At 39.6% G+C, this 11,193-nt stretch carries 15 protein-coding genes and 2 pseudogenes; 12 read left to right on the top strand and 5 right to left on the bottom strand.

Annotation, left to right across the window (positions count from 1 at the left end):
- From L4C39_RS19270 to L4C39_RS19280, 3 genes are all read left to right on the top strand, one after another.
- The coding region (locus L4C39_RS19270; RefSeq protein WP_429747531.1) for a hypothetical protein at window positions 1–209 on the top strand (209 nt) is incomplete at its 5' end.
- A 96-nt stretch (window positions 210–305) separates the two neighbouring features.
- A complete protein-coding gene (locus L4C39_RS19275) occupies window positions 306–680 on the top strand; it encodes a hypothetical protein (protein WP_429747533.1) in 375 nt (124 codons plus the stop codon).
- A gap of 222 nt (window positions 681–902) precedes the next feature.
- On the top strand, window positions 903–1,256 hold the full coding sequence (locus tag L4C39_RS19280) for a YkgJ family cysteine cluster protein (RefSeq protein ID WP_429747535.1): 354 nt from the start codon (window positions 903–905) through the stop codon (window positions 1,254–1,256).
- 264 nt (window positions 1,257–1,520) lie between these two features.
- Here L4C39_RS19280 and L4C39_RS19285 read toward each other — a convergent pair whose 3' ends face one another.
- Window positions 1,521–1,964, bottom strand: a complete 444-nt coding sequence (locus L4C39_RS19285) for a hypothetical protein (RefSeq protein WP_429747537.1) — start codon at window positions 1,962–1,964, stop codon at window positions 1,521–1,523.
- Between the two features lie 781 nt (window positions 1,965–2,745).
- Here L4C39_RS19285 and L4C39_RS19290 point away from each other — a divergent pair.
- The 4 genes and pseudogenes from L4C39_RS19290 (at window position 2,746) to L4C39_RS19305 (ending at window position 5,233) form a co-directional block, all read left to right on the top strand.
- Window positions 2,746–3,281: pseudogene (locus L4C39_RS19290) on the top strand (nucleotidyltransferase family protein).
- A 168-nt stretch (window positions 3,282–3,449) separates the two neighbouring features.
- Window positions 3,450–3,794, top strand: coding sequence for a GNAT family N-acetyltransferase (locus tag L4C39_RS19295; RefSeq protein WP_429747539.1), 345 nt, complete (start codon window positions 3,450–3,452; stop codon window positions 3,792–3,794).
- A 293-nt stretch (window positions 3,795–4,087) separates the two neighbouring features.
- Window positions 4,088–4,493, top strand: a pseudogene (locus L4C39_RS19300) (GNAT family N-acetyltransferase).
- 143 nt (window positions 4,494–4,636) lie between these two features.
- A complete protein-coding gene (locus L4C39_RS19305) occupies window positions 4,637–5,233 on the top strand; it encodes a DUF1643 domain-containing protein (RefSeq protein ID WP_429747541.1) in 597 nt (198 codons plus the stop codon).
- A gap of 711 nt (window positions 5,234–5,944) precedes the next feature.
- Here L4C39_RS19305 and L4C39_RS19310 read toward each other — a convergent pair.
- Together L4C39_RS19310 and L4C39_RS19315 are read right to left on the bottom strand one after the other, a co-directional pair.
- A complete protein-coding gene (locus L4C39_RS19310) occupies window positions 5,945–6,442 on the bottom strand; it encodes a GNAT family N-acetyltransferase (protein ID WP_136996103.1) in 498 nt (165 codons plus the stop codon).
- Complete coding sequence (locus L4C39_RS19315) at window positions 6,439–6,711, bottom strand: type II toxin-antitoxin system TacA family antitoxin (RefSeq protein ID WP_429747544.1); 273 nt, start codon at window positions 6,709–6,711, stop codon at window positions 6,439–6,441. The genes L4C39_RS19310 and L4C39_RS19315 overlap by 4 nt, the downstream gene beginning before the upstream one ends.
- Window positions 6,712–6,952: 241 nt before the next feature.
- On the opposite strand from L4C39_RS19315, the gene L4C39_RS19320 reads away from it, so the two are divergent.
- The 3 genes from L4C39_RS19320 (at window position 6,953) to L4C39_RS19330 (ending at window position 8,697) form a co-directional block, all read left to right on the top strand.
- Window positions 6,953–7,444, top strand: coding sequence for a GNAT family N-acetyltransferase (locus tag L4C39_RS19320; protein WP_429747546.1), 492 nt, complete (start codon window positions 6,953–6,955; stop codon window positions 7,442–7,444).
- A gap of 118 nt (window positions 7,445–7,562) precedes the next feature.
- Window positions 7,563–8,243: a hypothetical protein gene (locus L4C39_RS19325; protein ID WP_429747548.1), complete on the top strand. Its 681-nt coding sequence runs from the start codon at window positions 7,563–7,565 to the stop codon at window positions 8,241–8,243.
- Between the two features lie 136 nt (window positions 8,244–8,379).
- On the top strand, window positions 8,380–8,697 hold the full coding sequence (locus tag L4C39_RS19330) for a DUF4144 domain-containing protein (RefSeq protein WP_069589216.1): 318 nt from the start codon (window positions 8,380–8,382) through the stop codon (window positions 8,695–8,697).
- A 189-nt stretch (window positions 8,698–8,886) separates the two neighbouring features.
- Here the strand turns inward: L4C39_RS19330 and L4C39_RS19335 are convergent, their stop codons facing one another.
- Complete coding sequence (locus L4C39_RS19335; RefSeq protein ID WP_017053399.1) at window positions 8,887–9,399, bottom strand: hypothetical protein; 513 nt, start codon at window positions 9,397–9,399, stop codon at window positions 8,887–8,889.
- A 256-nt stretch (window positions 9,400–9,655) separates the two neighbouring features.
- The gene (locus tag L4C39_RS19340) at window positions 9,656–9,874 is read right to left on the bottom strand and encodes a hypothetical protein (RefSeq protein WP_429747550.1); all 219 of its coding nucleotides are present in this window, start codon (window positions 9,872–9,874) and stop codon (window positions 9,656–9,658) included.
- Window positions 9,875–10,303: 429 nt separating this feature from the next.
- Here L4C39_RS19340 and L4C39_RS19345 point away from each other — a divergent pair, with 429 nt between their 5' ends.
- Window positions 10,304–10,753, top strand: coding sequence for a hypothetical protein (locus L4C39_RS19345; RefSeq protein ID WP_429747552.1), 450 nt, complete (start codon window positions 10,304–10,306; stop codon window positions 10,751–10,753).
- 157 nt (window positions 10,754–10,910) lie between these two features.
- Window positions 10,911–11,193, top strand: a 283-nt coding sequence (locus L4C39_RS19350) for a lysozyme inhibitor LprI family protein (RefSeq protein ID WP_429747554.1), incomplete at its 3' end; no start/stop codon positions are given.

Genomic DNA, 11,193 nt, shown 5'->3' on the forward strand with positions numbered 1-11,193 from the left:
AACAATCTATTAAAGGTAGATATCTTCAGTACGCAAAGCATTTAGCGACAGGTTCTAGTGGTTGTTTTTATCGCTATATTATCGATAACTATGGTGGTTTGAGGCTTGGTTTTGTTATTGTCGATAATCCGAATGAAATGGAAAAGTACTACTTCAAAGAGTATCGGGCGGCTTACTTAGAGAACCCTCCGAAATCAAAGGTGGGCTAATGCCTAACAAAGCGTTTAAGACGGATTCCCAACGCTCGGCATTTTTAGTTTGCTTTGAATTTAGTGTTTACGGCACAATACTTTAGGTGCCGTGTTATGCGTTGCTCACCACTTAACGCGGCGTTAGGTAAAAGGAGTCAAAATCAGCCTATGAGTACAATGAGTTATGTGAATCTTTCAGTCTTTGCATCAGGACTATTCCCTTTATTTGTAATGATTTACTTCTATAAGGCAATTCAGCCCAAATATCATGGTAATTGGGTCTTTGGCGTTATTTTTATCATGGTTGCGGGTTTACTTGCAGGCACACTTAATTTGCTTCAGAGCTTTATTGTTAAGCAGGCAGGTAATCTCGATGAGGTAGGTAGTGCTACGTTTACGCTAGAATTGTGGCTGTATATAGTACCAGCATCTATAGCTGCTATCGGTGTAAATTTGATAAGCCAATATTTAGTTACAGCGAAACCGTGAAATTTTACCTAACAAAGCGTTTAAGACGGATTCCCAACGCTCGGCACTTTCGGTTTGCTTCAGCTTTAGTGTTTACGGCACAATGGTTTAGGTAGGGTGGTTTGCGTTGCTCACCACTTAACGCGGCGTTATGACTCACGGTGAGTTTATCTCTTTACTCTATTTCTAGCTCATTATCTATTGTTCTATAATGCTCATGTATTGCATAGAGATAAGATATTAATGAGTAATAATAATGAAATTATTGAATACCTTCGCGAGCGTATTCCGGCGTTTGAATGTGTTCAGGGGTGTCATGACTGTTGTGGACCTGTAACAACATCTTCGACGGAAATGTCGCGACTACCCGTAAAATCTGACGCAGAACATGAAGCCGCACTAGATGAATATAACTGCGTACATTTAGGACCTAATGGTTGTGAGGCTTATGAAGAACGACCATTAATTTGTCGTCTTTTTGGTACAACTCCACGTATGCCATGCCCAAATAATTGTCGCCCAGTTGAAATGGTAGATTTGAAGGTTGAACGTCTGGTGCATAAGTACATCAGAACAACTCGACAGGTTTTGGTGTAGTTGGCTCAAACTCCAACTGTGAGCACAAAGTCATAACAAACAATTCAACCTGACTTGCAACGCGTGGCCTTTTTACTTCTAATCAGTTTCAGTGATTATGGTGCAATGCAGAACCACTGTATTGCGTTGCTGCGCAAGTTAATTGGGCGTTAGCAGCCGCACAAATTTTGTATTGTATGTGTCGGTAGAGCTACAGAACGAGTAACTTTCAGAGCTAGTGATTTATCGCTCTGAAAGGTTTTATTCTCAGCTGTTTGCCAGTAGCTACTCCCAGAACTTCCACCATTTTTTACTGTTTTCTTCTCTTTTTGCTTGGCCTTGCTTTGAGCCTTTACCTAGCTCATTTTGAACTTGATCAGCTTTCTTTGCCTTTTGCTTCTCGAACCCAGATTTCTTACTTTTTACCTTTTCCTTCAAGTCGTCAATTTCGTCTTGTTTAACTTCGAGCTTTTCAAGTTCACGTTCAAGCTTCTTCTTGTCTTTTTTATTTTTGGTCTTCTTAGCTTTTTTCTTTTTTACTTCTATTAGATCTTCAAGTTCATCACCTTGCTCGTCTAGCTGTCGCTCAACCTGTTTCAAATCAGAAGCGGTAGATATCTCTTCAAGGTTTGGTTTTCCCTTTCCAGCCCAGTCAGGTTTATCAGCCATTGTAATCGGTGATAGAAATGTAAGAATGCTAGTCAAAGCAATGATTTTTGTGTTTGTCATAGAATCCCCCTTTATATAATATTTAGCATATGTATAGGGTGAGGGTGTTGCAAGTCACAGTCGTGGGGTTGCGCTGCTAACAAACAATTTAAGAGTGACTCCTAACGCTCGCCGATTTCACTCCGGTTTGAAATTTGTGTTTACGGTGTAATGGTTTAGTTTGGGTGTTATAGCGTTGTCGCACCTTAATTGGGCGTTATATTGCATAAGATTCAGAGGGTTAAATTATCCATTTATCTTTGTTTTGTGTTCTAGCTACACACCTGTTCGTTTCGTGAAAATTGCCATCAAAATGACCATCGCACGTAGAAAGTGTGGCGGTTAATTTAGCTGCAACGTCACGCAAGTCTCCTCGTTAGTCAGTTTGCTGGCTCAAGTTCATTTTTCGCGGTTTCTTTGTCGTTGAAGCCAAATTGAAAATCGTGGCTTCAGCGCACTTTTCCGTCAGGTTTTTCGCTCGACTTCTTTGTCGTTCTGGCTAATCGAATGACTCCAATTACAACTCATTTCGCTTCTTAGCCAAGTGCGTTTTGTTGTCTATGGTTGAGTTTCGAACTATCCGTTTTACTTCTGAGTTCAAAGCCAGTAGATTTGTAGCCAATTCAGCACCTTGGCGCTAAACTTAGCTCTGTCGTGCGGGCAATATAACAAACAATTTAAGAGTGACTCCTAACGCTTGCCGATTTCACTTCGATTTGAATTTAGTGTTTACGGTGCAATGGTTTAGCTCAGGTTTTATAGCGTTGTCGCACCTTAATTGGGCGTTAGGGCACAGGGCGAAATGGACAGAATCGTAGAATTAATCAAACAAGATCCAGTTAGAGTTAACGCTTTGAAGTGTGTATCTCAATTGGGTTTACCTCAATGCTATATTGCAGCAGGTTTCGTCCGAAATCTTGTATGGGATGCACTACATGGTTTTCAGGTGGCGACACCATTGAATGATGCTGATGTTATCTATTTCGCACCTGACGAGCGAGATCCTAATGCATATTTATACTATGAAGCTCAGCTTAAACAGGTAATGCCGGAAATTAACTGGCAAGTTCGAAATCAGGCAATAATGCACACTCGCAATGGTGATTTACCTTATACAAGTTCACTGGACGCTATGAGCTACTGGCCAGAGAAAGAAACGGCAATTGGTATCCGACAAGTTGCTCCCGAAAAGTACGAATGCATATCAGCTTTTGGGTATGAATCATTATTTGGTTGCTGTGTCACACATAACCCGAAAAGGTCACAAGAAACGTTTAAAGTCGTGTAAATTCAAAAGGGTGGTTAGTAAAATGGTCATCTTTGAGAATAGTGCCCTAACAAACAATTTAAGAGTGACTCCTAACGCTTGCCGGTTTTACTCCGATTTGAATTTTGTGTTTACGGYGCAATGGTTYAGYTTGGGTGTTATAGCGTTGTCGCACCTTAATTGGGCGTTATAAAACAAGGAGAGTTCTGCATTTGAAAATAGTAACGGATAGACTCGGAATGACTSAAATCACAGYGAAAGACTGGGATTTATACCAATCTTTAAATCGAGATCCTGCGGTAATAAAGTTCTGTTTTGATGAACCATCACCTAAGGAAGTTAAGGACAATTTTAATTCTCGACTCCCAGTGTGGAATAAGGTTTCTGAGCATTGGTTGTGCTTAACTATTACTGTAAATAAAACTGGTGAAAAAATCGGCGTCACTGGTTTTCGTATGCGTGATGGCGCAGCCGAAGTTGGTTTTCTTATTCAACCTAAATACCATGGTCTTGGTTACGGTACTGAATCTCTAAAATCTGGGCATGCGAAGAGCAGGGTATCCAAACGTTTAACGCAGTCGTAACTGAGGGCAACATTGGTTCAGAGAAAGTATTAACCAAGTGTGGTTTCTCGCTGAAAAAAGTTATCCCAGAAGCTTATGAAATCGGTGGTAAATTGTATGCAGACCATGTTTACCAATACGGAAAAATTGTTTTATAACAAACAATTTAAGAGGGATTCTCAACGCTTGGCACTTTTGCTTCTACTTCAGTTTTAGTGTTTATGGCACAATGCTTTAGGTTTGGGTGGAGGCGTTGTTCACCCCTTAATTGGGCGTTAGTTTGCTACAAAGAATCAAGGAGTTTCGTGTAAGAAATGAAAGTAAGTATTAGACCTGTAAGAGAAAATGAGCTGGAGTTTATCCATGCCTTGGTTATCTCAAATGACGAATGGACTAAGTTCAATGGTCCTTATTTTCCATACTCACATCCATCCTTAGAGCAGTTTAAAAACTCTTCATTTCAGCGCCTTTTATCGGGCTTAGACTCACAATTGATTACAGTCGATGATATTCCAGTGGGAATGGTTAGTTGTTACTGGGAGTGTGAAGAAACTCGTTGGTTTTACTACTTGGTCGGGTAATCCTCGAATGATGTCATTAGCTTTGAAGTTGGGTTTTCAGCAAGAAGCTAGGCTGCGAAAAGTTCGTTATTACAATGGCGAGTATTATGATTCAGTCAAATATGGGGTGTTGCGCTCGGAGTGGTTAGAACGCAACTAACAAACAATTTAAGAGTGACTCCTAACGCTTGCCGATTTTACTCCGGTTTGAAATTTGTGTTACGGCGTAATGGTTTAGCTCAGGTTTTATAGCGTTGTCGCACCTTAATTGGGCGTTATGTGCTAGGAGGAAATTGGAAAGCTATGAGAAACAAATTTGAAGTAACAGGTTTATTTTATCAGCAAGGTAACTATAAATGTCGAAAGTACCTCGACATAAAGAGAGTCGATTCTAACCAAAGTTCTCCTGATGTTATGGTCGTAATGATGAATCCAGGATCTTCATATCCATTGGATAACATTGATGACAATACTGTTGCTTCGGATGCAGTGCCAGACCAAACTCAGGATCAAATAATGAGAATTATGGATAACTCAAATTTTGATTATGCACGGATATTGAATCTATCTGACCTTAGAACACCTAAGTCCAACGATTTATATAAGTTTATTAAATCATCCGAATCAAAGATGTTTCCACACTCAATTTTTGATGGAAAACGCAGAGAAGAACTTAAATCTCTCTTTGTTCAAGGTGTACCAGTTATCTATGGTTGGGGCGTTAATAAAACTCTTGAATCATTAGCAAAATCGGCAATAGAAGCGATCAACTGTCCTGATCCAGTAGGTTTGAAAAAAGCGGAAACTCTATATTCCTATTATCATCCGTTACCTCAAGTATACAAAGACCAAATCGAATGGGTAAAAGTTGTCACGGAACAGTTGAAAAAACGCACATAACAAAGCGTTTAAGACAGATTCCCAACGCTTGGCATTTTCATTCCATCGTTGGGTTTGGTGTTTAAGGTGGTATGGTTAGGTTCAGTGGTAGCGTTGCTCACTACTTAACGCGGCGTTATATTGCATAAGATTCAAAGGGTTAAATTATCCGTTTATCTTTGTTCTGCGTCCAAACTACACACCTGTTCTTTTCGTGAAAGTTGCCATCAAAATGACCATCGCACGTAGAAAGAATGTCGGTTAATTTAGGTGCAACGTCACGCAAGTCTCCTCATTAATAAGTTTTGCTGGCTCAAGTTCATTTTGCGCGGCTTCTTTTTCGTGGAAACTTCATTGAAAATTGTGGTTTCAGCGCGCTTTGTCGTCAGGTTTCTCGGTCGAATTCTTTGTCACTCAGGCTACTCAAATTTCTCCAATTTCAGCGCATTTCGCTTCTTAGCCAAGTGTGCTTTATTGTCTATGATTGAGTTTCGAACTATCCATTTTTCTTCTGAGTTCAAAGCCAGTAGATTTGTAACCAATTCAGCATCTTGGCGCTAAACTTGGCTTTGTCGTGCGAGCAATATAACAAAGCATTTAAGAGGGATTCTCAACGCTTGGCATTTTTGTATCTACTTCAAATTTAGTGTTTACGGTACAATACTTTCGGTCGGGTGGAGGCGTTGTTCACCCCTTAATGCGGCGTTAGTTTGCTAGGAGGCAGGCAGTCAACTAGCCTAAATTCGCTCTTACATCAGAAATGGTAATAAAGAGTTTATTTTCTGCATCTTGAAACGCTTGGAAGCCATATCTCTCGTAGAAGTTTTTTGCTCCGTCTTTGGCGTCAACAATAACTACAGGGAATGCGACGCTATCACTGGCTGCTAGTAGCTTTCTAAGTGCATCAATAAGGAGCCACTCGCCAAAGCCTTTACCTTTGTAGCGTTCATCGACTGCTAAACGGGCAATTAGACCACCAGAAGTCGATGATTGGTGTTTTTTCTGTAGCTTGTCGGGTAAAGCCTTCAAGTCGATTGGTGTCATTGTTAGTGTATAAAAACCAATGACATGCGAGCTATCGTTATCATCTTCTAAAACGAATGTTCTGGTGTTGTCTTTCTTTGCTTGCTGACTCGCCATTACTTTCAGGTAGTTATTAAGAGCTTCAATACCGCAGTTGAACCGATTTCTATCATGTTTTGCTTTTTCTAGAAGTACCGTGTTCATCATTGAGTTTTGCTCTCGTAACGTTCAGAAGCAGTTTTCAATTTTGTGTTGATTGCTGCAGGACGGTCTAAAGCATCCATAAGTAACATAGCATCAGCTTGGCTAAGCTTAAGGGCTTGTTCACGTTCAATAACTTGCTTGGCTTTTTCGATAGCAGCACTTAGAACAAATGAGTTAATACTAGACATGCCTGCAATTGCCGCAGCTTTTGTCAGTAAGTATTGTGTATCGACATCAACTCTAGCAGTGATGCGGGGCAAAGTAGTCGCCATAATGTAATTTCCTTTTGTGTCAAAATGTCACATGTGTATTATGGTCTTAAAATGAGCGTTAAGCAATCATTGTGTAACTTTGGCACGCAAAACTAACAAACAATTTAAGAGTGACTCCTAACGCTTGGCGAGTTCACTCCGGTTTGAAATTTGTGTTTACGGTGCAGTGGGTTAGCTTGGGTTTTATAGCGTTGTCGCACCTTAATTGGGCGTTATATGCAGATTGGAGAAAGTGGATAGTATGGAAGTTTCGCTAAAAGCTATGAATTCAGAGACATTCTCAGAATATTTGGAAATGGTTATCCCTTCCTATGCGAATGACAATGTAAAATCCGGTTGGTGGGATAAATCCGAAGCTTTGGAACGTTCCAAAAAGGCTTACGCGCGTCTTTTACCTGATGGTCTAAATAGCGAGGGAAACTACCTATTTAACATTGTTGTAGATAAGACTAGTAGCAATGTGGGTTATATTTGGGTGAAAATCGAAACTCATAGCCATACGAAATCAGCATTTATATATGATATCGGAATATACGAGGGCTATCGTCGGAAGGGCTATGCCAAAGCAGCCCTTAGCTGTATTGAAATTGTATCAGCTGACCTCGGTGCAACAAGCTTAGGGCTGCACGTTTTTAATCACAATTCATCTGCTAAGTCACTATATTCAAGCGTTGGCTATCAAGTAATGAGCTACAATATGCATAAAGAAATTGGCGTAAAACAAGGCATATAACAAAGCGTTTAAGACGGATTCCCAACGCATGGCGTTTTCGGCTTACTTCAATTTAAGTGTTTATGTCACAATGGTTTAGGCAGGGTGGTTGGCGTTGCTCACCACTTAACGCGGCGTTATGGCTCAGAAGGTAGAGGTTTACTTGAAACTTGTAATAGAAAATATAGAACTCGTCTTGGCTATGGATAACTTGATTGTATCAATTGCTACATTATTGACAGCCGTGTTTACTTGTTTAGCTGCAATCTCGTCAGTCAAAGCGGTGAAAGTTGCCAATAATTCATATTCAGTGCAGTCTAATCAATATCGCTTGGAAGAGTTTTATAAGTTGCTCGATAGTTTAGAGCGCGCTCATGGTGTTTGCTTTTTGCAGCGAGGAACTTTACTTGAACGAATTAAGGTTGAGGCTGACTTTGTTCACCATTACAATAATTTTACAGCTATGGTAAATAATGGCTTTAAGCATGCAGACAAAGGGCGCAATGTTAATCATTTCATATCTTATATAGCATTTGCAGACCGAATATCACGATTATTTAACTTTGAATATATAATTCCAGCGAATTCTGAATATGTGTTGAAAGAGCACTCTGGGCAAGAGTTTCCTATTCGTAAAAATAATCCTAATTGGGTTGGACAGTCAGCCGATACTATTGCTCGCGAAATTCTCCAATTCTATGGCATAGATATTTCACTAGAACTTGATGGAATTACTGGTGTTGTATGCGATGGTGGTTATGAGGAACTCAAGCTGCAAGGTAATATTTACTCATATTCAATCGCAAAAAATGAGCCATAACAAAGCGTTTAAGACAGATTCTCAACGCTTGGCATTTTTAGTCTAAGTTGAGTTTTGTGTTTACGGTGCAATGGTTTAAGTCAGGTGGTAGCGTTGCTCACTACTTAACGCGGCGTTATGTTTATTGGAGAAATTCATGGTCAATTGGCCTTGTATCCTGAAGTTGGATGGTGACGATGAGCTCATTTATTTGGGCTCAGAAACTGACTTGAACTGTGAATGTGTGGGGCTGATTTTTAGCTCAGATGATCGAGTAATCGATTCTGAAGGCTTTGTATATTCATTGATTTCAGATGCTTCAACAGTGGTTAACTTGGTTGGAAACTCAGTCCAGATCTCAGCAGAAGATGCATCTAGATTGATTCAATGTCACGAATTTTGTCTTGCTGAAGTCTGTTTGACTAAAATTCAATTTGAGACGGTAAGTGACGCAATTAAGTGCCTGAAGCCTTAGGCTAAATAAACATAACAAACAATTTAAGAGTGACTCCCAACGCATGGCGATTTCACTCCGATTTGAAATTAGTGTTTACGGTGCAATGGTTTAGCTCAGGTTTTATAGCGTTGTCGCACCTTAATTGGGCGTTATAAGCCACAATGGTTATATCGACGTGATATAACCACATAGGAGTATTCGTTTATACTAGTGACCACGACTTCGGTTACGGTTTTGTTCGGATTTCTGCTTCTTTTCAGCCTTTTCTTTCTCTATTCTTATGGCTTCTTCTTCCTTATGAGCAAGCAGCAAGCTGTTTTCTGAACCATCTTTATTTTTCATCTCAACTGAGATGTTGTCTGGGTAATCATAGAAATTACCAGTTGCTAAATCGATTGGGCATGAAAGTGTTAATATACAAGCATCCCATAAGATATCGAGGAATAGGTATCCGCCCATAAATTCAGGCTCAACTGTTTCAATACCTTCTTGCGTTTCGTTGTTACAACGGATAAATAAATCATCAGAATCACGGTCGACTGATACAGAGTCAACACGACCATTTGCAAAATATTCCGCACCATTAGATTTAATTATGCATTCTGTTGTGCGATCATCAGTGCCTAGAGCTCGAAGGTTTACATCGTCTGTTGAGCCATTGAAAATGGTAGAACAACCAGTGATAGAAAGAGCGATTACTGTAGGTAGTATTTTTTTCATGTAGATAGGTCTTCTAAAAAATTTCCGCCATAATACAGGCTTACAGTCTTTCATTCTATTTAAATGTGATGTTAGTCCCATATTTGTGTTGATAGTGGCTTCTAACAAACAATTTAAGAGTGACTCCTAACGCTTGCCGATTTCACTCCGATTTGAAATTTGTGTTTACGGTGTAGTGGTTTAGCTTGGGTGTTATAGCGTTGTCGCACCTTAATTGGGCGTTATGGGGCTATCGTAGCCCCATTGTATACTTGTCTTAGCTAGTATGGCATGGTCGGCAACAGTAGTAACAGCCATTAATTCTATTATTCGGCCAGCGAGTTTTGGCGTCTGCTACAGCACTCTGACAGGATGGATGAAAACCTAAGTCAATTTGATTTTCAGTATTTGGGAAGTGCTGACAGCCTGCGTCTTTTTCGTGCACTTCATGGTCACCATTTTGTTGTGGGTTTTTGTTAATAATGAAATATGGCATTATTTTCTCCGTAAACGTTAAATTTCTCGATAAACGTAACTCTAATACTGTTATTGTTATGTGTAATGTTTCACATAACTCACAGGTTGCACATGTTGTGTATGTAAGTTGTGAGTCGCCCCATAACAAACAATTTAAGAGTGACTCCTAACGCTTGCCGGTTTTACTCCGATTTGAAATTTGTGTTTACGGTGCAATGGTTTATCTTGGGTGTTATAGCGTTGTCGCACCTTAATTGGGCGTTAGGCTTTTACGCAATCTAAAGTTTCATATTAATAATTAATAAGTTAGCAGGTGTCACATTTGGTGTGTCTATCCTATGCGAGTATTCTGTCTTTATATTTTATCGTAGCAGTAGCACCTTCATTTAAAAATTGGCACAAGGTCGTACGGTGAAATGAGAGGTTAGTGAAGTAAAGGATTATGTATATGGATACATCAAACAGTTTGGTTAATTCAAGTTATAACATTGAAGGCGCAAAAAGACTCTACTCACCAACTCAGGTGGCGTGTGGTACTTTAGGTGGTCCTGTTGGTCTTGTGTATTTTATTTATGCCAATTTTATCGCTCTGAAAAATGAAAGTGGTCGAAAAAACACTTTAAAATATGGCGCGTTATTCATTTTCGCACTGGCCATTTTAATGCCATTCTTACCAGAAAATGTACCGAGCTCAGCGTTTACGGCTGTCTATATCGTAATTGCACGGTATGTTGTTAAGACTTACCAAATGGAAAAAAATGACATTAATGCTTCGAGCGAATTTGAGTTTCATTCAAATTGGCGAGTATTTGGTATTTCATTACTTTGTTTGCTTGCTAGTGTGGTTGTTTTACTAGGGCCTATTCTTCTGATGGTTATGACTGGGGTTATTGAATAACGGTAGGATCAAAGCCTAACAAACAATTTAAGAGTGACTCCTAACGCTTGCCGATTTTACTCCGATTTGAATTTTGTGTTTACGGCGTAATGGTTTAGCTCAGGTTTTATAGCGTTATCGCACCTTAATTGGGCGTTATGTGCTTTAGAGGAAAATGATGAAAAGTCGACTAATTTTAGCTTTATCTTGCATGGTTTCTATCACTTCTATTGCAGGTGAAAATGCCCCGATAGATTGCGATAATGCTTTAAATACACTCCAAATCAACCAGTGTGCATCAGTAGAACTCGAATCAGCAAAAGAAGATCTTTCCAAATACTTGGACGCTAGCTTTGAACATAATTCATATGACCCAGAATTAGTTAAAGCAATCAAAGTCGCTCAAGTTGACTGGCAGGCATATATGTCATCTCATTGTGATTCTGTATATACGCAATGGC

The organism is Vibrio clamense (assembly GCF_050337905.1).
Taxonomy (GTDB): Bacteria; Pseudomonadota; Gammaproteobacteria; order Enterobacterales; family Vibrionaceae; genus Vibrio; species Vibrio cortegadensis.

Coding starts and splice junctions, on each gene's coding strand:
- L4C39_RS19330 (WP_069589216.1), top strand. CDS start 8,380: ATGGTCAATTGGCCTTGTATCCTGAAGTTGGATGGTGACGATGAGCTC.
- L4C39_RS19325 (WP_429747548.1), top strand. CDS start 7,563: ATGGCTCAGAAGGTAGAGGTTTACTTGAAACTTGTAATAGAAAATATA.
- L4C39_RS19280 (WP_429747535.1), top strand. CDS start 903: ATGAGTAATAATAATGAAATTATTGAATACCTTCGCGAGCGTATTCCG.
- L4C39_RS19320 (WP_429747546.1), top strand. CDS start 6,953: ATGGAAGTTTCGCTAAAAGCTATGAATTCAGAGACATTCTCAGAATAT.
- L4C39_RS19275 (WP_429747533.1), top strand. CDS start 306: ATGCGTTGCTCACCACTTAACGCGGCGTTAGGTAAAAGGAGTCAAAAT.
- L4C39_RS19335 (WP_017053399.1), bottom strand. CDS start 9,399: ATGAAAAAAATACTACCTACAGTAATCGCTCTTTCTATCACTGGTTGT.
- L4C39_RS19340 (WP_429747550.1), bottom strand. CDS start 9,874: ATGCCATATTTCATTATTAACAAAAACCCACAACAAAATGGTGACCAT.
- L4C39_RS19310 (WP_136996103.1), bottom strand. CDS start 6,442: ATGATGAACACGGTACTTCTAGAAAAAGCAAAACATGATAGAAATCGG.
- L4C39_RS19285 (WP_429747537.1), bottom strand. CDS start 1,964: ATGACAAACACAAAAATCATTGCTTTGACTAGCATTCTTACATTTCTA.
- L4C39_RS19315 (WP_429747544.1), bottom strand. CDS start 6,711: ATGGCGACTACTTTGCCCCGCATCACTGCTAGAGTTGATGTCGATACA.
- L4C39_RS19305 (WP_429747541.1), top strand. CDS start 4,637: ATGAGAAACAAATTTGAAGTAACAGGTTTATTTTATCAGCAAGGTAAC.
- L4C39_RS19345 (WP_429747552.1), top strand. CDS start 10,304: ATGGATACATCAAACAGTTTGGTTAATTCAAGTTATAACATTGAAGGC.